Origin of the sequence: Amycolatopsis sp. NPDC059657 (genome assembly GCF_042734395.1) — a bacterium.
Classification (GTDB): Bacteria; Actinomycetota; Actinomycetes; order Mycobacteriales; family Pseudonocardiaceae; genus Amycolatopsis.
Genome location: NZ_JBHWEB010000052.1, coordinates 26215 through 45294 on the forward strand (window position 1 = coordinate 26215; position 19080 = coordinate 45294).

Here is a 19080-nt window from a genome sequence, read left to right on the forward strand (position 1 = left end):
TGTCACCTGTGAGTGGGATTCCTGTCGCCGATGACGTCCTCGATGCCGATGTAGCCGTTCTCCCGCTGGCGGAGGTGGCCACCGCGCTGGGCACCTCGGCGAACAAGGTGCGGCAGATGCTGCGCGACGGCCAGCTGATCGCGGTGCGCCGGGCCGGTGACCTCTGGGTACCGGCCGCCTTCCTGGTCAAGGACGGCGTCGTGAAGGGACTCTCCGGCACCATCACGGTCCTCGCCGACTCCGGCTTCAGCCGCACCGAGATGCTCCGCTGGCTCTTCGCGACCGACGAGTCGCTGCCCGGCAACACCCCGGTCAACGCACTGCGCACCAGTCACGGCACCGAGGTCAAGCGCCGCGCCCAAGCCATGGCCTTCTAGTCCCCACATTCCCGCTGACCAGCGCATTTCCTGGGAAAAAAATCCCAATGCGGCATTCGTCAGGTTTCAGCCTCCCAATGTGGCTTTCGTCAGCCCAGAGCTGACGAAAGCCACATTGGGATTTTTTGGCTAGCCGTTGATCTTGTCGCGCCAGGCGATCCAGGTCTTGAGCAGGCTCAGGTCGTAGTCGGGGCCGCCCGAGCCGACCGTGAACGTCGTGACGCCCAGGTCGAGCAGCTTCGCGCCGAGCTCGCCGGGGTTGTCGCTCTGCACCCCGACCGAACGCTCGATCTCCGACGGGTCGCGGCCGAGGTCGGCGCAGTGCCGGTCGAGGACGGCGACCTTGCGCTCGACGATCTCGGGGTCGCCGAAGCCGTGCCAGATGTCGGCGTGCTTGGCGACGAACTTGAGCGTCTTCTTCTCGCCGCCGCCGCCGATGAGCACCGGGATCTTGCGGGTCGGCGCCGGGTTCAGCTTCGAGAGGCGCGACTCGATGCGCGGCAGCGCCTCGCCGAGGTCGTCGAGACGCCCGCCGGCGGTGCCGAACTCGTAGCCGTACTCCTCGTAGTCCTTCTCGAACCAGCCGGAGCCGATGCCGAGGATGAGCCGCCCGCCGCTGATGTGATCGACGGTGCGCGCCATGTCGGCGAGCAGTTCGGGGTTGCGGTAGCTGTTGCAGCTCACCAGCGCGCCGATCTCGACGCGCGAAGTGGATTCCGCCCAGGCGCCGAGCATGGTCCAGCACTCGAAGTGCAGGCCTTCCGGCTCACCGGAGAGCGGATAGAAGTGGTCCCAGTTGAACACGATGTCGACGCCGAGGTCCTCCGCCTCGGACGCGGTGCGGCGGATGGTCGCGTAGTCGGCGTGCTGTGGCTGAAGCTGCAGGCCGATGCGAACCGGCCTGTTTCCTGCTGAGGTCATGCGCACCAGCCTAAGCGATGCGCTGCGCCAATGCTCGGGAGAAGACGATCAGCCTGCGTGACAAGGGAACGGAGACTCGACGATCCAGCACCCTGTAGTTACTCCAGCATATCTCGTCGAGAATGCCTTCGTACAACGTGAGAGCCGTTTGGACACACGGCCTGGATTCCTTGCGCAGCAACGGAATCCCGACCTCGGCTCGGCGGTACACCGCACGTGTCCGCGCGACCGCGTAGGCGAGTGCCCGTTCGATGCGCGCGTCCGAACGGCCGGTCGACCTGGCCCAGCGGAGCAATTCACGGTCGACGCCGAAAGCCGCGAGTTCCGTCGTCGGAAGGTAAATCCGGCCACGGTCGAGATCCTCGCCGACATCGCGCAGGAAATTGGTCAACTGGAACGCTTCGCCCAGCGCGGCCGCACTGGGCGCGGCCTCGGCGCGCGGGACGACCGTGCCGAGCACCGGCATCATCTGCAACCCGATCACGGCGGCCGAGCCGTGGATGTACTCGGCGAGATCCGCGTAGGTCGCGTACTCGGTGACGTCGAGGTCCATCCGCATCGAATGCAGGAACGCGTCGAACAGCTCGCGGTCCAGCGCGTACCGCCGCACCGTGTCGGCCAGTGCGGCCAGCACCGGGTCGGCCGGGTCGTGCCCGTCGAACACCCCGTCGAGGTGCCCGGCGAGTTTGTCCAGCGCCACCACCGGGTCCGTGCCGGGCTCGGGGTTGTCGACGAGCTCGTCGGCGCTCCGCGCGAAGCCGTACAACGCGTGCGCCGCGGGCCGGGCATGCCTCGGCAGCAGGCGCGTCGCGAGGAAGAACGTGCGCCCGTGGTGCGCGTTGATCCGGCGGCAGCGGACGTAGGCGGCACGGAGCGCGGCGCCGGAGATCCCGGCCGCGTCCAGTTCCTTCGCACTCATCCGGTGACCCGCGCGGCGGCCAGCTTTCCCGAGATCAGCACCGGCGGGATGCCGACGCCCGGCGTCGTGCCGCAGCCCGCGAGCACGACGTTGTCGACGCCGCGGATCAGGTTCGACGGCCGGAACGGGCCGGTCTGGGAGAACGTGTGCGCCAGCGAAAACGGCGTTCCCGCGCCCATCCCGCGCGCGGCCCAGTCGGCGGGCGTGACGACCTCGGTGACTTCGAAATCGCGGGAAAACCCGTCCAGGCCACGCTGTTCCAAAGTGGACAGCAGCTCGTCGCGGTAGCGCGGGCCGATGCGCCGCCAGTCGATCTTGCCGCGGTGCAGGTTCGGCGACGGCGCCAGCACGGAGACGACCTGGCGGCCGTCCGGGGCGAGCGAAGGCTCGGTCGCGGTCGGGCGGGTGACCAGCAGCGACGGGTCGCTCATCAGCTTGCCCTCGCGGATGATCTCCGCGAACGTCCGCTCCCAGGCGCGGCCGAAGAAGATGGTGTGATGGTCCAAAGTGGACCAGGTGCGCGCGGTGTGCCCGTGCACGACGACCGCAGACGGCGAATAACGCAGTGGCAGCAGGCGTTTCGGCCGCGCGCCGAGCAGCCGGTACGAAGTGGACAGTTCGGTCGCGAGCACCACGGCGTCGCATTCGATGCGCTCGCCGGTGCGCGTGCGCACCGCGCGCACGCGCGAGGAAACCCGTTCCAGCCAAGCCGCTTCGGTGCCGAGCCGCACGTCGGCGCCAGCACGTTCGGCGGCCTCGGTCATCGCCTCGGCGATCCGGCCCATTCCGCCCAGCGGGTAGTAGACGCCGCCGACCGTGTCCATATAGGAGATGACGCCGTACGCGCCGATCGCGCGCATCGGGTCCAGCCCGGCGTAGAGCGACTGGAACGAGAACAGCCGCTTCACCCTGCCGTCGTTCAAGAACCGGCCGACCTGCGGGCCGAGCCTGCCGAAACCGCCCAGTGCGGCCAGTTTCGCCAGTTCCGGGCGCATCAGGTCGAGCGGCGAGTCGAAGTTGCCGCCGATGAAGTGGTCCTTCTGGACCGCGTACAACTCGGTCAGCCACGCGCGCAGCCTGCGGTAACCGTCGGCCTCGCGCGGGCCCGCCTTGGCGCGGATCTCGGTCTCCATCGCCTCGGCGTCGGTGTGCACCGAGATCGTGCTGCCGTCCGCGAACTGCGCGCGGTACGCCGGATCGAGCCTGGTCAGCGCCACGGACTTCTCGCCGACCGCGGCGAAGGCGTCGTCAAGCAGTTCCGGCATGGTGAGCACGCTCGCGCCGGTGTCGATCGAGTAGCCGTTCTCCTCGCGGCGCCCCGCGCGGCCGCCGGGCCGCTCGTCCCGTTCGAGGAGCGTGACCTGGCGTCCGGAGCCCAGCAGATGCAGTGCGGCGGACAGCCCGGCGAGCCCGGCGCCGATGACGACGACGTGGTCGGTGCGCCCCGGAAGACTGCGCACGTCAGTACGTCCTCTTGGTCGCCTTGGCCGCCAGCGCGATGAGTTCGGAGGTGGCAGGCTCGACGAGGTTCGCCCGGTCGAGCGCGGCCAGCGCGGAGGTGGTCAGCTGGTCGATCCGCGCCTCGACGGCGTCCACCGCGCCGACGGTGACCAGCGCGTCGCGCACGACGTCGACGGCGGTGTCGGACAGCTCCGCGTCCCCGATGGCCTCTTCGATGACGCGCGCGGCGGCGGTGTCGCCCTTGGCGGACGCCTCCTGCATGCCCAGCGCGACCAGCAGCGTCCGCTTGCCCTCGCGCAGGTCGTCGCCTGCCGGCTTGCCGGTGACCGACGGGTCGCCGAATACCCCGAGCAGGTCGTCACGCAGCTGGAACGCGACACCGAGATCGCCGCCGAACTCCATCAGCGTCCCGATGAGCCGCTCGTCGGCACCGGCCAGCGCCGCGCCGAGGTGCAACGGCCGCTGCACGGTGTACGCGGCGGTCTTGAGCTTGTCGATGCGCAGCGCGGCCTCGGGCGAGGAGTCACCGACGGCCTGCGTGCGCACGTCGAGGTACTGCCCGGCGAGCACCTCGGTGCGCATCGCGCGCCACGCGGGCCGCGCGGCGGCGATGGTGGCGGCGGGCAGCGGCGCGTCGGCGAACATGTCATCCGCCCACGCCAGCGCGAGGTCACCCATCAGCACGGCGGTGGCGAGCCCGAACGTGCTCGCCGAGCCGAGCCAGCCCTGATCGGCGTGCTGCTTGGCGAACGCGATGTGCACGGTCGGCGAGCCGCGGCGCGAGTCGGAGGAGTCGATCAGATCGTCGTGGATGAGCGCGCACGCCTGGATGAGCTCGAGGCTCGCGGCGGCCTGCAACACCCCTTCGGCGTCGGGGCCCTCGGGGTCGCCGCCCGCACCGCGCCAGCCCCACCAGGCGAAAGTCGGCCGCAGCCGCTTCCCGCCGCCGAGCACGAACCCGGCGAGCGCGTCGATCCCCGCCTGCACACTGGGCTCGGTCTTGACGATCTCGTCGCCCGCGCGGCCGAGGAACTCGGCGAGCGCTCGTTCCACCTGTGCCGGGAACTCTGCGTCGTACGCGGGGAGGCTCATGGCTCTATATTCCGTGAACCCGCCTCGGTCCTGACCTCCGGGTGCCCTTGATGTGGCGAACTAGACGCCCCAGAACTCGCCGCGCAGCCCCACCGAGGCGAAGTATTCGGCCGCCTTGGCGGGGTCCCGGAGCCGGTAGCCCGGCTCGAACCGGCCCTCGTACCAGCCGGAAGCGAGCCGCCACAACGTCGGCAGGTCCAGCACGCAGCCCTCGTCGTTGCCGGACGCGCCGAGCCAGTCGTCCACACAGGATCGCCCGCAGAAGATGCGCTGGTTCCCGCACGTGTGCACCACGTCGTCCCACACCTTGGACATCGGCACGAGGAAATGCGCGACCTGCGAGCCTGCCGGCGGCTTGTCCTTGCCGACCACCCAGGCGTGCGGCTCGTCGCAGGCGGGACATCGGGTCGCCACCAGCACTTCCGGCTCGTCGGGGACCACGTGCGGTAACGCGAACGAGTCCCACGCGCAGCCTCCCCACCACAATGTGGACGCGCCCATCACCGAGAAGCCCATCGGGACGGCCGAGAACGGATGCGCCATCAGCACGTGGTCGCAGACGTCCAGCACCACGTGGTGCGCGTCGGCCAGTCTGCGCAGCGCGTGCTTGGCCCGCGCCGAAGAACCGCCCGCGACCTGGGCCAACTCGGCCGGGGTCGGCGGGATGCCCCTGGCGGCGAAGGTGCGGTAGACGGCCAGCCGGATGTCCTCGTCGACCTCGCTCATGTGGCCATTATCGCTTCTCCCAGCCCGCGAGACGGTTTCCCAAAGGGCGGACTTTCACCGATACCATGAGTGACATGACGTCGGTGATCGAGCGGTTGCGGGGAGACACCCCCGCCTTTTCTGTCGAGTTCTTCCCTCCCCGCGACGAGGCCGACGAAGCGATCCTCTGGCGTTCCATCCGCGAGCTCGAGCCGTTCGACCCGGCGTACATGTCGATCACCTACGGCGCGGGCGGGTCCAGCCGCGACGGCACGATCCGCAACATCGCCCGCGCCGCCACGGAGACCACGCTCGTGCCGATGGCGCACCTGACGGCGGTCGACCACTCCGTCGCCGAGCTGCGCAACGTCATCGGCTGGTACGCCGCCGTCGGCGTGCGCAACATCCTCGCGCTGCGCGGCGATCCACCAGGCGACGTGTACGGCGACTGGGTGGCGCACCCGCAGGGCCTCAACTACGCGGAGGAACTGGTCGAGCTCGTCCGCTCGCTCGGCGACTTCTGCGTCGGCGTTTCGGCGTTCCCCTATGGACACCCGCGCTCGGCCAACCTCGAAGCCGACACCCACTTCCTGGTGCGGAAACTGCGCGCGGGCGCCGATTTCGCCATCGCGCAGCTGTTCTTCGAGCCGGAGGACTTCCTGCGCCTGCGCGACCGGGTGGCCGCGACCGGCTGCGACGCCGTGATGATCCCCGGGATCATGCCGCTGACGACACCGAGGACGTTGCGCACCACCATCAAGCTGTCCGGCGCGTCCGCGCCGCGCGCGCTGCTGGACCGGCTCGAACCGCTCGCCGGCGACGCGAAGGCGTTCCGCGCCGAGGGCATCGACGTGGTCACCGAGCTGGGCGAGCGGCTGCTCGCGGAGGGCGTGCCCAACCTGCACTTCTACACGTTCAACCGGTCCAAGGCGACGCGTGAGGTGGTCAACCGGCTCGGGCTGGTACCTGCCAGGGCGTGACGACCGGTAGCGTGCGCGTCATGGGTGTGCACGAGATCTGTGACCGGTTCGCCGACGAATACGCGGCCGCCGACCCGGTCGTGGCGACGACGATCGGCATCGCCGGTCACGACGACCGCTTGACCGACTATTCGCCCGCAGGACACGAACTGCGCGCCGGGATCGCGCGCCGCGCGCTGCGTGATGTGCTGGCCGCCGAGCCGACCAATGACAGTGAGCGCGCGGCCAAGGCCGTCTTCACCGAGCGCATCGGGCTCGAGGTCGAGATCCACGACGCCGGGCTGCCGCTCGCCTCGCTCAACGTGATCTCCTGCCCGGTGCAGGAGATCCGGATGGTCTTCGACCTGATGGACGCCGAAACCGCGCAGGACTGGGCGGTCATCGCCACCCGGCTCGCGAAGGTGCCGGAGGCGCTCGACGGCGTCCGCGCCTCGCTGCTGGTCGCGGCCGAGCGCGGGCAGGTCTCCGCGCTGCGGCAGATCGGCAAGACGGCCGAGCAGGCCGAGACCTGGGCGGGGCTGCACGGCAAGGAAGGCTTCTTCACCGCGTTCGTCGCGGCCGCCGAGCAGGTCGACGGCGCGCCGCTGGACGAGCTGGCCCGCGCCGCGCGCGCCGCGCAGGAGGCGTACGCCGAGCTCGCCGGGTTCCTGCGTGCCGAGCTCGCGCCGCGCGCGCCGGTCAAGGACGCTGTCGGCGAAGAGGTCTACCGGCTCTGGTCGCGGTACTTCACCGGCGCCACGTTCGACCTGCGGGAAGCCTACGAATGGGGCTGGGCGGAGTTTTCCAGGCTGGAGAACGAGATGATCGCCGTCGCCGCCAGGATCAAGCCGGGCGCGACGCTGGCCGAGACCGCCGAGGCGCTCGACGCCGACCCCAAATACCGGGTGCACGGCCAGGCCGCTTTCGAGGCCTGGATGCAGAAACTCTCTGACGACGCGATGCAGTCGTTGCGCGGCAAGCACTTCGACATCCCCGACGAGATCATGAAGCTCGAGTGCAAGATCGCCCCGCCCGGCGGCGGCGTCGGCGCGTACTACACCGGGCCGAACGAGGACTTCAGCAGGCCGGGCCGGATGTGGTGGTCCGTGCCGGCGGACAAGGAGGAGTTCTCCACCTGGCGTGAGGTCAGCACCGTCTACCACGAGGGCGCGCCCGGTCACCACCTGCAGATCGCGATCGCGGTCGCCGAAGCGGCTTCGCTCAACAAGTACCAGCGGCTGATGGGGTTCACCTCCGGCCACGGCGAGGGCTGGGCGCTCTACGCCGAGCGGCTCATGCAGGACCTCGGCTACCTCGACGACGACGGCGACCTGCTCGGCATGCTCGCCGAGCAGCTGTTCCGCGCCGCGCGCGTGATCGTCGACATCGGCATGCACCTGGAGCTCGAGATCCCGGCGGGCACCGGCTTCCACGAGGGCGAGCGCTGGACCCCCGACCTCGGCCTCGAGTTCATGCTCACCCGCACGATCACCGACGAGCACCACGTCCGCGACGAGATCGACCGCTACCTGGGCTGGCCAGGCCAGGCACCCGCCTACAAACTCGGCGAGCGCCTCTGGCTGGCGGCCCGCGACGAGGCCCGCGAGCGCGCCGGCGACTCGTTCGACATCAAGGAGTTCCACTCCCGAGCCCTCAAACTCGGCGGCATGGGCCTCGACACCCTGCGCGCCCAGCTCGCCGAACTCGGCTAACCCTGGGAAAAAAATCCCAATGCGGCATTGGTCAGGTTTCAGCACGCCAATGTGGCTTTCGTCAGCTCTGAGCTGACGAAAGCCACATTGGGATTTTTTCCTGGTACTTTGGGGCCCATGCACCGGATCTTCCTCGTCACACCACCTCCCGCCTCCTGAGCGAGGTGCGTGTCAGCCGTCCGGCGTGAATGCCGCACGGCTCTTCGGTGACTTTCGCGCCTCGCGTCGTCGTGTCCTTTCCCAACGACGCTGGAGCGTTTCCTCATGTCCGCTGTTCTCATTCGCACGCGTGACCGGTCCGCGGTCGCGCTCGTTCTCGCCGGGGTGCTCTGGGGCACCGGCGGCCTGGCCGGGTCCGTCCTTTCCGCCGAAACCGGGTTGCACCCGCTGGCCGTCGCCGCGTACCGGCTGCTGCTCGGCGGCTGTTTCGCCGTCGGGTTCCTGTGGCTCACGGGTGGGCTGAAAGCCTTACCCCGCACCAAAGCCGTCATCGTCAGGCTCATCACGGCGGGTGCGCTGCTCGGGTTGTTCCAGTCGAGCTACTTCATCGCCGTCTCGCTCAGCTCGGTCAGCATCGCGACCATGACGACCATCGGCAGCGTGCCCGTGTTCGTCGCGGTCGCGTCGGCGGTCAGTGACCGCAGGCGCCCGAGCCGCTGGACGGTGCTGTCGATCGCGGTCGCGCTGGCCGGGCTCGTCCTGTTGCGCTGGTCGCCGGTCGACGTCGGCGCCTCGCGGCTGTTCGGCGGCTTGTTCTTCGCGCTGCTGGCCGGAGCTGGGTTCGCGACGCTCACGCTGGTGACCGGCCGTCAGGTCGAGGGCCTGGATCCCTTGCGTACCACGGCTTTCGGCTGTCTCATCGGTGGCCTGCTGCTCACACCGGCCGCGCTCGCCTTCGGGATGGGCCTGTCTGCCGAGCCGAAGGTCATCGCGCTCGCGTTGTACCTCGGCGCGGTGCCGACCGCGCTGGCGTACGCGGCGTATCTGCGTGGGCTCACCACCGCGCATCCCGTGCTCGCGGCGTTGTCGGCGTTGCTCGAACCGGTGACGGCGGCGGTGCTGTCCGCGGTGCTGCTCGGTGACCGGCTCGGCCCGGTCGGCTGGAGCGGGGCGGCGTTGCTGGTCGGTGCGCTGGCGTTGAGTTACTGGCGGCCGGAAGGCCGTTAACTACTGCGCCTGCTTCACCGGCTCGTCGAGCGGGATCCCCCGGCCGAGTATCGCGAACGGCCGGGGGTCACCCGCGAAGTGGTAGTCGCGCAGCACGTCGACGAAGCCGAGGCGCCGGTACAGCTTCCACGCGCGGTTCGGGCCCTCCGGAGTGGACAGCAGCACGTTCGAGCTCGGCACCCCGTCGAGCAGCCGCCGTAGCAGGCCCTCGCCGATCTGGTTGCCCTGGCTCTCCGGGCGCACGTGGATCTCGGTGAGCTCGAAGTAGTCGCTGAGCCAGCTTTGCGCGGCCTGGTCGCCGCCCGCGCGGGTCAGGCCACGGCGGACCTGCTCGTGCCACCACTGGCCTGGCCTGCCGCGGTAGCCGTAGGTGACACCGAGCATGGTGCCGTCGGCGTCGAGCGCGGCGATGCAGCGCCAGCCCTCGCGCAGCGCGTGCGTGAGCCACATGGGCGCACGCTGCTCGGCGGTGCCGTCCGGGTAGCGCATCGCGTTCACGTACAGCGCCAGCGCTTCGTAGAGCCTGGCCCTGAACTCGTCAGCGGAGAGCTGGACGTACCGGGTGCAGCTGGGGGACATCGCGGTCACGGGTGAATATCCTGCACGGGCGCCGCGACGTCCGCAGCACGGCCCCCGGTCAGGTCGAGCAGCCCGTCGAAGGTCGTGGGGTAAACCGACTTCGGATGACCGGCCGCGGCCCAGACCACCGGATGGTCCCGCAACGCCGTGTCGACCAGCGTCAGCAGCGGCGCGGGGTGCCCGACCGGCGCGACCCCGCCGATCGCCTGGCCGGTGTGCTCCTTGACGAAGTCCGCGTCCGCTTTGCCGACCTTGGTGGCGCCGATGAGCGCCGCCAGCGTGTCCGTGTTCGCGCGGTGCCCGCCCGAGGTGAGTGCGAGCAGCGCCGTCGCCCTGCCGTCGAACTCGGCGCGGAAGATCAGGCTGTTCGCGATCGCGGCGGGCTCGATGCCGAGCGCCTCGGCGGCCTGCGCGGCGGTGCGCACCTCGGCGGGCAGTATCCGGATCCCCTCGGCCGAAGCGTGCTGGCCAGCCTCGGCGAGCGCGGCGGCGACCTTGGCCACGGCGGGGTAGTCGGGCGTGCTCATGACCGTATGAGATCACGAACCGGCCGCGCCGGGCATCAGGGTTGAGATATCACGCCGAGTGGGGTTACAGTGGAATTGATCGAACAAACGTTCGACGTCCGGTGTAGGTGTGCCGGTGCGGTGGCCGGGGCTGGGACGGGGGAAGCGTCTTGGTCCCGGTTGCCACCGGACACGGTGTGGAGGGGCCATGGCAGTAACGGTCGCGTCCCGCGCTGAGATCGTGCAGCCCGAGTTACCGATTCCCGCCCAGGCGAAGGGGCCACCGGCCCCGCCCGCGGCGCTGGCCCTGTTCGCGCAGGCCAGGCGCGGCCTGGGGGATGCCGAGCGGGAACACGACCCCGCGGAGCGGTTCATCGCGTCGTATCTGGCGGCGTTGCGCGCCGCCGCGGCCGTGCTCGCCGCGCGCGGCAGGCCGCATCGTGGCAGGGCGAAGCCCGCCAGCACCTGGGTGCTGCTCGAAACGGCGGCGCCCGAACTCAAGGAATGGGCGATCTATTTCGCCTCTAACTCGGCGGCCAGGGCATCGGCGCAGGCCGGGATCACCAGGGGAATGACCATCGAGGTCGCCGACGACCTGCTCCGGCAGAGCCGCCGGTTCGTGGCCGTCGCCTGGCAGGCGATGAAGGGAAGTGGATAGGTGACCGGGCAGGCGATGATCGACCCCGGCCGTCTGCTGGACGTGCTGGCGGCCGAGGGCGAGGTGCTGGCCGACACGGCGCATGACGCGTCGGCGGAGGCACCGGTGCCCACGGCCCCCGGCTGGACGATCGGGGCGACGCTGCGGCACGTCGGCAGCGTCTATCGCTTCGTGCTCGCCTGGCTGCTCGACGGCAGGCGGCCGTCGGAATGGCAGCGGGATCCGGAGCCGGGCCAGGCGGTCGAGGAGTACTTCGAGGAGAGCAGGCGCGAGCTGCTCGACCACCTGGGCGCGCACGACCCGGCCGAGCCGGCGTCCACCTGGTGGCCAGCCGACCGCACGTACGGGTTCTGGCGCCGCCGGATGGCGCACGAGACGATCATCCACCGCTTCGACGTCCAGAACGCGGCGGGTGTGGCGATCACCGAGATACCGAAGGACGTCGCGGTCGACGGTATCGACGAGATCCTCACGGTGTGGTTCGGGCAGAAGCTGCCGTTGCTCGGCCTGACCGGCACCAAGGCCGGTCAGGCCGGTATCCGCTCCGGCGGGCACAGCTGGATCGCCAGAGCGGGACCCGACGAGACCACGGCATGGCGCTGCTCGCCGGAGGAGGCCGACCGGTCGGCCGCGCTGGTGTCCGGCGGCGCCGCGCAGGTGTATCTGTGGCTGTGGGGCAGAGCGAGCCCCACCGCGGTCACCTACGGCGGCGATCTGGACATCTCCGGCCAGCTGTGGGCGTTGCTGAGGCTCGCGACACGCTGATTTCGGTTTGCGGGGAAGCACAACCGGTATCGCGTACGAGCCAGGAGAGACCGGCCGGCGTTAGCGCCGGCCGGTCTTTGTTTTGCCCGGCAATCCGGTCGAGGGCATGGCAGGCTGTCCTGAATGGCGATCCGTAATCTGGTAATCGACGCGGAGGACCCCGGCGCGGTCGCGCGGTTCTGGGCCGGCTTGCTGGGCTGGCAGCCGGCCGGCGAAGCCGAAGTCCGCCCGCCCGCTTCGGACGGCTGTGAGTTCGGCCTGGTGTTCGATCAGGCGCACCAGCCGAAACAGGGCAAGAACCGCCTCCACCTGGACCTCGCGAGCCACACTCCCGGCCATCAGAAATCCATTGTGGACAAAGCGCTGTCGCTGGGCGCGCGGCACCTCGACCTCGGTCAGGGCGACGTCCCATGGGTGGTGCTCGCGGACCCGGAGAACAACGAGTTCTGCGTGCTCGAACCCCGCGACGTGTACCTGGAGGCGGGCGCGCTCGCCGCACTCGTCATCGACGCACACGAGCCGGATGTGCTCGCCACGTTCTGGTCGGGCGCCACCGGCTGGCCGATCAAGAACAGGGATCCGGCGATCGTCGGCCTGCACGCCCCCAGCGAACGCGGTCCCTGGCTGGAATGCTTGCGCACCAAGGACATCAAGAACGGCAAGAACCGACTGCGTCTCGAACTCGAACTCGGACTCGGTGAGAACCGGGACACCGGCACCGGGCGGCTGCGTGCGGCAGGCGCGATGCCACTCGAGACCGGAGATCACCTGATGGCCGATCCCGAGGGCAACGAGTTCCACCCGCACGGGTACCCGCGGGGCGTTACATTCTGATTGCCGAGGCCCGGACACCCTGACATGGGCGAAACATCGGCGTCCCTGCTCGGCAACAACCGGGAGGGACGGTGGATGAATGCAGCAGACGCCCCGTGCCCAGACGACGCAGACCGCGGTGGTCGAAGCGACCGCCTCGCTCACCTGGCGGCTCAGGATCCGCATGGACGACCGGCCGGGAACGCTCGCCAGGATCGCCATCCGGCTGGCCGACCTGGAGTGCAACATCCTCGGCCTGTCGGTGCTCCCCGTCCCCGGCGGGGTGCTCGACGAGATCGTCGTCCGACCGGCGACGGGGTTGACCAGGAAACACCTGGTCGAAGCCATCCGCGCGGAGGGTTGCGAATGCACCGGCATCGTCGACGCCGACGTCCGCGAGCTCGTCGACAGCGCGACAGCCACGCTCGGCGCCGCCGCCCGTGCTGTCGACGAGCCCGCCAAGACGGCGGACATCCTGCGCGAGGTCCTCGCCGCGGACCTGGTGACACTGGTCCCGGTCGCGGAGGCCAACGAGAGCAGGACCGAAGGCGGCCACCGCGCGGTCTTCGAGGTGGACGGTGAGCACGCACTCGTCGCCCGCCGCCGCTGGGCGCCGTTCGTCCAGCTCGAGCTCGCCAGAGCGACCGCGTTGCTCGGCTTGCTGTGCTCGGTGCGTGCCAACGTGTCCGGCCCGATCGTGGTCACCTGCCGCGACGGAGCCGAACTCGTTCTCAGACCCGGTCGGCCTCGCGACGCCGACGCGGTGCTCGCCCTGCACGACCGGTGCTCGACGGCGACGTTGTTCCACCGCTATCACACGGGAACGAGCACGGTCCCGCGCCGCTGGCTCCACCGGCTGCTCGTACCACCGCGCGGCGTGAGCCTGCTCGCGGTGTGCGGCAGGGAGATCATCGGCCTGGGTCAGCTGATCCCGGCAGGCAACGGCGAGAGCGCCGAGGTCTCCTTGCTGATCGAGGATTCCTGGCAGCGCAACGGAGTCGGCACCGCGCTGCTCGCCAGGCTGGCCGTCCTCGCCCAAGCCCGCGGCCACCGCGAGCTGACGGCGATCTGCCTCCCGAGCCAGGACGCCATCTACCGCACGGCCGTCCGCGCGGGCCTCGGCCCGACCCCGCCCGGCGAACCCGGCGGTGTCCTCCGGATCGACCTCACCCGCTAGCCCGGAAGCTCAGCGCTTCCAGAACCAGTCTTTGCCGCGGGCCTCGCCGAGTGCCTTCTTCTTGCGCTCGGGCGTGAGGCGGTCGAGATAGAGCTTGCCGTCGAGGTGGTCGGTCTCGTGCTGGAGGCACTGGGCGAGCACGTCGAAGCCTTCGACCTCGATCGGGTTGTTGTGGACGTCGACGCCGCGGACGACGACTCGTTTCGGGCGGACGACCGGGAACCAGAGCTCGGGGACCGAGAGGCAGCCTTCGGTGATCTCGTGGGTCTCTTCGGAGACCTCGACGACCTCGGGGTTGATCACGTAGCCGGTGAGGCCCTCGACGTCATAGCTGAAGGCACGCAGGCCGACACCGATCTGGTTCGCCGCGAGGCCCGCCCTGCCGGGGAGCTTGACCGAGTCCATCAGGTCCTTGACCAGAGCTTCGAGGTTCTTGTCGAACTTCGTCACCGGATCGCAGACGGTCTTGAGCACCGGGTCCCCGAAGTAGCGCAGCTCGCGCACGGCCATCTCTATCGTGTCCTCTCCTAGACGCAGACCAGGATCCTAGGGAGGACGTCACGCCCGCAAGCGAAGCCCCTTCGGCGTCGCCCGGAAACCGGCCTCCACGAGTATTTCCGACAGCACCGAGGTCAGCGCGTGCTCGCCGTCGGCCTTCTGGACCGCGAGCTGACCGAGCCAGCCTTCGCGGACGGCGGTCGAGAGCGCCCGCGCGCCCGCGCGCAGGGTGTCGGAGTCTTCGGTGAAGCTCAGCAGCGACCGGCCACCCCGTTCGACATAGAGCGCCGGTATCCCGTCGACGAGCACCGCCAGCGCGCCTGCCTTGCGTGCCGGGCGGTGCTTGGTGTCGCCGGTCGCCGCGGGCCACGGCAGCGCCGCGCCGTACGGCTGGGCCGGATCCGCCGCCGCGAGCACGACCGCGCTGGTCTTGTTTTCGCGAGGCGTCCCCGTATCGGACAACGCGCGCAGCCTGTCGACGGCGCCCTTAGCGGCGAACTGGGCGGCGCCCAGTCCTTCCACCACGTAACCGCGCACGACCTGGCCGCTGTCTTCCATACCGCGCAGCACCTTGTAGATCCCGGAAAAACCACCGGTGACGCGCTCGGTTTCGAGCGCGCCCCTGGTCAGCACGCCGTGCCGCTCGAGGAACGCCTCGGTGCGCGCGTGGGCACGCCGCGTCGGCTCCGTTTCCCGGTGCGGGGTCAGCGCCCAGCGACCGGCGACGGTCGGCGGGCCCGACCGCGACGGCATTTGCGGACGTCCGGCCCGCATCCGCGCGTACCGGCCGCGCGGCGCCGCGCGCCGCGGTTTGTGCGTGGCGCCCTTGCCGGACACTTGCGCGCGCAACGGACCCAGCGTGTCGCCGCTGACCACACCCGCCCACACCAGATCCCACAGCGCGGCCACCACGTCGGCGTCGTTCGGCGCGGTGTCGACCAGTAGCGTCGCCCGTTCGACGAGCTGGCGGAAGAACTGCGCTCCACCCTCCAAAGTGGACACGATGGCCTCGTGCAATGGGCCGCTGGGCGCGGTTTCCTCGATTTCGGGCAACAGCAGGTCGGCCACATCGGTCGGTGCGAGCGCGACCCAGCCGTCGCCGCCCGCGAGCGAACCGCAGCCCGCCCAGGTGACCTCGCCTGCCGTGGTCAGCTCGTCCAGCAAGGCGGGGGAGTAGCCGGGGAGCCTGCTCGGCAGGATGAGCGACTCCACCGCGCTCGCCGGAAGCGGCGCCCCGGCCAGCTGCTCGATCACCGAGAGCACGTCGTCCGCGGTCGGCGCCGACCGCACGCGCGCGCCGATCCCGTGCCACGCGGGCAAGAACCGGCCGAGCGCAGCCGGTTCGACCGGCTCTACCTCGGCACGCAGCTTGGCCAGCGACGCCCGGCGAAGCCTGCGCAACACGGCCGCGTCGCAATACTCGACCTCGGCACCGGCTCCGAGCGGACTCAGCTCCCCGCGAACCAGCCTGCCTTCGCCGGTCAGCCTGTCGAGCACGCCGTGGACCACGGCCGCACCCAGCCCGAACCGCGCGGCGGCCCGTGCGGCGGGGAACGGCCCCCGGCCGCGGGCGTAGCGGGAGAGCAGGTCGCCCACCGGATCGGCGACCGGTTCGGTGAACGCCTCCGGCACCCCGACCGGGAGCGCCGCGCCGAGCGCGTCCCGCACCCTGCCCGCGTCCTCGATCGCGAGGAACCTTTCCTCACCGGCGATGCGCACCCTGATCGCCCGGCGAGCCGCTTCCAGCTCGTCGAGCCATTCGGGCCGGATGCCGCGTGCCGCGGCCTCGTCGACGGTCAGATCTCCCAGGAACCGCAGCAAATCCGCGGCATCCTCGACGTTGCGCGCCTGCCTGTCCTCGTCCAGCCGCTGCAGCGACCGTTCGATCTCGACCACGACATCGGCGTCCAGCAGCTCGCGGATCGCCTCGGTGCCGAGCAGTTCGGCCAGCAGTGTCGAGTCCAGAGACAACGCCGCCGCCCGGCGCTCGGCGAGCGGTGCGTCCGTCTCGTACAGGAACATGCCGACGTAGCCGAAGAGCAGGCTGCGCGCGAACGGCGACGGCGACGGCGTCTCGACTTCGACGACCTTCACTCGGCGGGCGCGGACATCGCCCATCAGTTCCTTCAGCCCGCCGACGTCGTACACGTCCTGCAGAACCTCGCGCATCGCCTCGAGCACGACCGGGAACCGCTCGTACTTCGCCGCGACCGAAAGCAGCTGCGACGCCCGCTGCCGCTGCTGCCACAGGGGAGTCCGGCGCCGGGGATCACGCCGGGGCAGCAGCAACGACCGCGCCGCGCACTCCCGGAACCGCGCGGCGAACAACGCCGAGCCGCCGACCTCGGCGACGATGATCTGCTCGACCTCCTCCGGGTCGATCAGCACGTCCTCGACGCTGACGGTGACCTCGCCGCCTTCGGAGTCGAGCGCGTCGGGCAGGCGCAGGACGATCCCGTCGTCAGAGTGGGCGACCTGCGCGTCCACCCCGCGGTTCTCCCGCAGGCGTGCCGCGATCGCGAGCGCCCACGGCGCGTTGACCTGAGCGCCGAACGGGGAATGCAGGATGATCCGCCAGTCGCCCAGCTCGTCGCGGTAGCGCTCCAGCAGCACGATCCTGTCGTTCGGCACGTGCCGTGTCGCGGATTTCTGCTCCTCGAGATAGGCGAGCAGGTTGTCGCAGGCGCGCTCGTCGAGCCCGGCCGTCTCGGCGCGTGTCCTCGCCTTCGCCGAGTCCGAAGTGGACAGTTCGCGGACGAAGGAACCCAGCGCACGGCCAAGTTCCAAAGGCCTGCCCTGTGCGTCGCCCTTCCAGAACGGCATCCGCGCCGGTTCGCCCGGCGCCGGCACGACGATCACCCTGTCGTGCGTGATGTCCGTGACCCGCCACGACGAGGTGCCGAGCAGGATCGTGTCGCCGACGCGCGACTCGTAGACCATCTCCTCGTCGAGCTCACCGACCCGCGAACCCGGCTTGTCGTCGGCGCCGGGCGTCATCACGGTGAACAGGCCGCGGTCGGGGATCGTCCCGCCCGAGGTCACCGCGAGCCGCTGCGCGCCAGGCCTGCCGCGCAGCTCACCGGTGACCCTGTCCCAGGTGATCCGCGCGCGGAGCTCGCCGAACTCCTCGCTCGGGTACCGCCCGGCCAGCATGTCGAGCACCGCCAGCAGCGCGTCGTCCGGCAGCGCCGCGAACGGCGCCGCGCGCCGGACCAGCCGCGCGAGGTCCTCGACCGTCCACGGTTCCAGCGCGACCATGGCCACGATGTGCTGGGCCAGCACGTCCAGCGGGTTGCGCGGGTAGCGCACGGCCTCGATCGAGCCCGAGGCCATCCGCTCGGCGACCACGGCGCAGGAGACGAGGTCGCCGCGGAACTTCGGGAACATGACCCCGCTCGACACCGCGCCGACCTGGTGCCCGGCGCGGCCGACCCGCTGGAGCCCGGACGCGACCGTCGGCGGCGCCTCGATCTGGATCACCAGGTCGACCGCGCCCATGTCGATACCGAGCTCGAGCGACGAGGTGGCCACCACACAGGGCAGCCTGCCCGACTTCAGGTCCTCTTCGACGCGGGTGCGCTGCTCGCGCGACATCGATCCGTGGTGTGCCTTGGCGATGGTGGCCTCGGCGCCGGTGGACAGCCCCGACTGGCCGATCGCCTCGGCAGGGAATCGCTCCAGCTCGGCATGCTCGGCGACGAGTTCGTTCAGCCGCGCCGTCAGCCGCTCGGTGAGCCGTCGGGAGTTGGCGAACACGATCGTCGACCGGTGCTCCTTGATCAGCTCGAGCACCCGCTCCTCGACCGCGGGCCAGATCGACGGCTTCGGCGCGGGCAGCACCTCTTCTTCGAACGAGAACGGTTCGTCGCTGGGAGCCGCGGGCTTGGGCGCGTCCAGCTGGCTCATGTCGTCGACCGGGACCTCGACGCGGACCTCGATCGTCTTCGCGAGCTTGGGCTGGACGACCTTCACCGGGCGGCCACCGGCGAGGAAGGCGCTCACCTCGTCGATCGGGCGGACCGTCGCGGACAACCCGATCCGCTGGGCGGGCTTCGGGAGCAGCGCGTCCAGCCTTTCGAGTGAAACCGCGAGATGCGCGCCGCGCTTGCCGCCCGCGACCGCGTGCACCTCGTCGATGATCACCGTCTCCACGCCACGCAGCGACTCCCGCGCCGACGAGGTCAAGATGAGGAACAGCGACTCCGGCGTGGTGACCAGCACGTCCGGCGGGGTCTTGCCGAACGACCGCCGCTCGGCCGCCGTGGTGTCGCCGGTGCGCATGCCGACCTCGATGTCCGGCGGTGCCAGGCCGAGGCGCCGCGAAGCCTGCGAGATCCCGGCGAGCGGAGCCCTCAGGTTGCGCTGGACGTCGACCGCGAGCGCTTTGAGCGGAGAGACATAAAGGACGCGGCAGCGTTTCTGCGGTTCGGCGGGCAGCGGCTCGACCGCCAGCCTGTCCAGCGCCCAGAGGAACGCGGACAGTGTCTTACCGGAGCCGGTCGGCGCCACGACCAGCGCGTGCTCGCCCGCGTGCGCCGCACGCCAGGCTCCTTCCTGCGCCGCCGTGGGCGCGGCGAAGGCTCCCGTGAACCAGGCGCTGGTCGCGGGAGAGAAGAGGTCGAGCACGTCAGGTGTTGCCACGCTGACCATCATGAACCCACCCACCGACACTTTCTGCCGGGTCCTGCTCACAGCGAGGTCAGAGTCGTGGCAGCATGCTCCGCAAACGTGTGCACACTCGTCCGTTCGGGCGAAGATAGCTAGGGGGAAC

At 70.3% G+C, this 19080-nt stretch carries 17 protein-coding genes; 8 read left to right on the plus strand and 9 right to left on the minus strand.

From position 1 onward, the window contains the following. The first annotated feature begins 8 nt into the window (after positions 1-8). Complete coding sequence (locus ACFV15_RS26345; protein ID WP_378353273.1) at positions 9-377, plus strand: Rv2175c family DNA-binding protein; 369 nt, start codon at positions 9-11, stop codon at positions 375-377. A gap of 129 nt (positions 378-506) precedes the next feature. On the opposite strand, the gene ACFV15_RS26350 is transcribed toward ACFV15_RS26345, so the two are convergent. From ACFV15_RS26350 to merB, 5 genes are read right to left on the minus strand one after another with little or no spacing between them, the layout of a single operon-like run. Continuing rightward, complete coding sequence (locus ACFV15_RS26350; protein ID WP_378353274.1) at positions 507-1298, minus strand: LLM class F420-dependent oxidoreductase; 792 nt, start codon at positions 1296-1298, stop codon at positions 507-509. Between the two features lie 10 nt (positions 1299-1308). Then, positions 1309-2217 carry a phytoene/squalene synthase family protein gene (locus ACFV15_RS26355; protein ID WP_378353275.1) on the minus strand — a complete coding sequence of 303 codons (909 nt, stop codon included), beginning with the start codon at positions 2215-2217 and terminating at the stop codon, positions 1309-1311. Next, entirely contained in the window at positions 2214-3677 is a 1464-nt protein-coding gene (crtI, locus tag ACFV15_RS26360; protein ID WP_378353276.1) for a phytoene desaturase family protein, read from the minus strand. The genes ACFV15_RS26355 and crtI overlap by 4 nt, the downstream gene beginning before the upstream one ends. 1 nt (position 3678) lies before the next feature. Continuing rightward, a complete protein-coding gene (locus ACFV15_RS26365) occupies positions 3679-4770 on the minus strand; it encodes a polyprenyl synthetase family protein (RefSeq protein WP_378353277.1) in 1092 nt (363 codons plus the stop codon). A 60-nt stretch (positions 4771-4830) separates the two neighbouring features. Continuing rightward, positions 4831-5496: an organomercurial lyase gene (gene merB / locus ACFV15_RS26370; RefSeq protein WP_378353278.1), complete on the minus strand. Its 666-nt coding sequence runs from the start codon at positions 5494-5496 to the stop codon at positions 4831-4833. Between the two features lie 74 nt (positions 5497-5570). Between merB and ACFV15_RS26375 the strand changes: the two genes are divergently transcribed. From ACFV15_RS26375 to ACFV15_RS26385, 3 genes are all read left to right on the plus strand, one after another. Continuing rightward, on the plus strand, positions 5571-6455 hold the full coding sequence (locus ACFV15_RS26375; RefSeq protein ID WP_378353279.1) for a methylenetetrahydrofolate reductase: 885 nt from the start codon (positions 5571-5573) through the stop codon (positions 6453-6455). A gap of 20 nt (positions 6456-6475) precedes the next feature. Next, the gene (locus ACFV15_RS26380) at positions 6476-8146 is read left to right on the plus strand and encodes a DUF885 domain-containing protein (RefSeq protein ID WP_378353300.1); all 1671 of its coding nucleotides are present in this window, start codon (positions 6476-6478) and stop codon (positions 8144-8146) included. A 264-nt stretch (positions 8147-8410) separates the two neighbouring features. After that, on the plus strand, positions 8411-9313 hold the full coding sequence (locus tag ACFV15_RS26385) for a DMT family transporter (protein ID WP_378353280.1): 903 nt from the start codon (positions 8411-8413) through the stop codon (positions 9311-9313). Here ACFV15_RS26385 and ACFV15_RS26390 read toward each other — a convergent pair whose 3' ends face one another. Together ACFV15_RS26390 and ACFV15_RS26395 are read right to left on the minus strand one after the other, a co-directional pair. Beyond that, positions 9314-9901, minus strand: a complete 588-nt coding sequence (locus ACFV15_RS26390; protein WP_378353281.1) for a GNAT family N-acetyltransferase — start codon at positions 9899-9901, stop codon at positions 9314-9316. It abuts the gene before it with no gap. Continuing rightward, on the minus strand, positions 9898-10419 hold the full coding sequence (locus tag ACFV15_RS26395; RefSeq protein ID WP_378353282.1) for a YbaK/EbsC family protein: 522 nt from the start codon (positions 10417-10419) through the stop codon (positions 9898-9900). Before ACFV15_RS26395 ends, ACFV15_RS26390 begins: the two co-directional genes overlap by 4 nt. A 187-nt stretch (positions 10420-10606) precedes the next feature. Here ACFV15_RS26395 and ACFV15_RS26400 point away from each other — a divergent pair, with 187 nt between their 5' ends. From ACFV15_RS26400 to ACFV15_RS26415, 4 genes are all read left to right on the plus strand, one after another. Further along, complete coding sequence (locus ACFV15_RS26400; RefSeq protein WP_378353283.1) at positions 10607-11056, plus strand: SAV_6107 family HEPN domain-containing protein; 450 nt, start codon at positions 10607-10609, stop codon at positions 11054-11056. Further along, positions 11057-11821 (plus strand): maleylpyruvate isomerase family mycothiol-dependent enzyme, encoded by a 765-nt coding sequence (locus tag ACFV15_RS26405; RefSeq protein WP_378353284.1) that lies wholly within the window; start codon positions 11057-11059, stop codon positions 11819-11821. Between the two features lie 123 nt (positions 11822-11944). Then, a complete protein-coding gene (locus ACFV15_RS26410) occupies positions 11945-12655 on the plus strand; it encodes a VOC family protein (RefSeq protein ID WP_378353285.1) in 711 nt (236 codons plus the stop codon). Positions 12656-12734: 79 nt separating this feature from the next. Further along, positions 12735-13811: a GNAT family N-acetyltransferase gene (locus ACFV15_RS26415; RefSeq protein ID WP_378353286.1), complete on the plus strand. Its 1077-nt coding sequence runs from the start codon at positions 12735-12737 to the stop codon at positions 13809-13811. 9 nt (positions 13812-13820) lie between these two features. Here the strand turns inward: ACFV15_RS26415 and def are convergent, their stop codons facing one another. Together def and ACFV15_RS26425 are read right to left on the minus strand one after the other, a co-directional pair. Continuing rightward, positions 13821-14321: a peptide deformylase gene (gene def, locus ACFV15_RS26420; RefSeq protein WP_378353287.1), complete on the minus strand. Its 501-nt coding sequence runs from the start codon at positions 14319-14321 to the stop codon at positions 13821-13823. A 48-nt stretch (positions 14322-14369) separates the two neighbouring features. Beyond that, positions 14370-18959 carry an ATP-dependent helicase gene (locus ACFV15_RS26425; protein WP_378353301.1) on the minus strand — a complete coding sequence of 1530 codons (4590 nt, stop codon included), beginning with the start codon at positions 18957-18959 and terminating at the stop codon, positions 14370-14372. Between the last annotated feature and the right edge of the window lie 121 nt (positions 18960-19080).

Bases quoted from the DNA above. Each gene is read 5' to 3' on its own strand.
- ACFV15_RS26350 (WP_378353274.1), bottom strand. From the start codon at position 1,298: ATGACCTCAGCAGGAAACAGGCCGGTTCGCATCGGCCTGCAGCTTCAG.
- ACFV15_RS26355 (WP_378353275.1), bottom strand. From the start codon at position 2,217: ATGAGTGCGAAGGAACTGGACGCGGCCGGGATCTCCGGCGCCGCGCTC.
- ACFV15_RS26365 (WP_378353277.1), bottom strand. From the start codon at position 4,770: ATGAGCCTCCCCGCGTACGACGCAGAGTTCCCGGCACAGGTGGAACGA.
- merB (WP_378353278.1), bottom strand. From the start codon at position 5,496: ATGAGCGAGGTCGACGAGGACATCCGGCTGGCCGTCTACCGCACCTTC.
- ACFV15_RS26375 (WP_378353279.1), top strand. From the start codon at position 5,571: ATGACGTCGGTGATCGAGCGGTTGCGGGGAGACACCCCCGCCTTTTCT.
- ACFV15_RS26380 (WP_378353300.1), top strand. From the start codon at position 6,476: ATGGGTGTGCACGAGATCTGTGACCGGTTCGCCGACGAATACGCGGCC.
- ACFV15_RS26385 (WP_378353280.1), top strand. From the start codon at position 8,411: ATGTCCGCTGTTCTCATTCGCACGCGTGACCGGTCCGCGGTCGCGCTC.
- ACFV15_RS26395 (WP_378353282.1), bottom strand. From the start codon at position 10,419: ATGAGCACGCCCGACTACCCCGCCGTGGCCAAGGTCGCCGCCGCGCTC.
- ACFV15_RS26400 (WP_378353283.1), top strand. From the start codon at position 10,607: ATGGCAGTAACGGTCGCGTCCCGCGCTGAGATCGTGCAGCCCGAGTTA.
- ACFV15_RS26410 (WP_378353285.1), top strand. From the start codon at position 11,945: ATGGCGATCCGTAATCTGGTAATCGACGCGGAGGACCCCGGCGCGGTC.
- ACFV15_RS26415 (WP_378353286.1), top strand. From the start codon at position 12,735: ATGCAGCAGACGCCCCGTGCCCAGACGACGCAGACCGCGGTGGTCGAA.
- def (WP_378353287.1), bottom strand. From the start codon at position 14,321: ATGGCCGTGCGCGAGCTGCGCTACTTCGGGGACCCGGTGCTCAAGACC.
- ACFV15_RS26425 (WP_378353301.1), bottom strand. From the start codon at position 18,959: ATGGTCAGCGTGGCAACACCTGACGTGCTCGACCTCTTCTCTCCCGCG.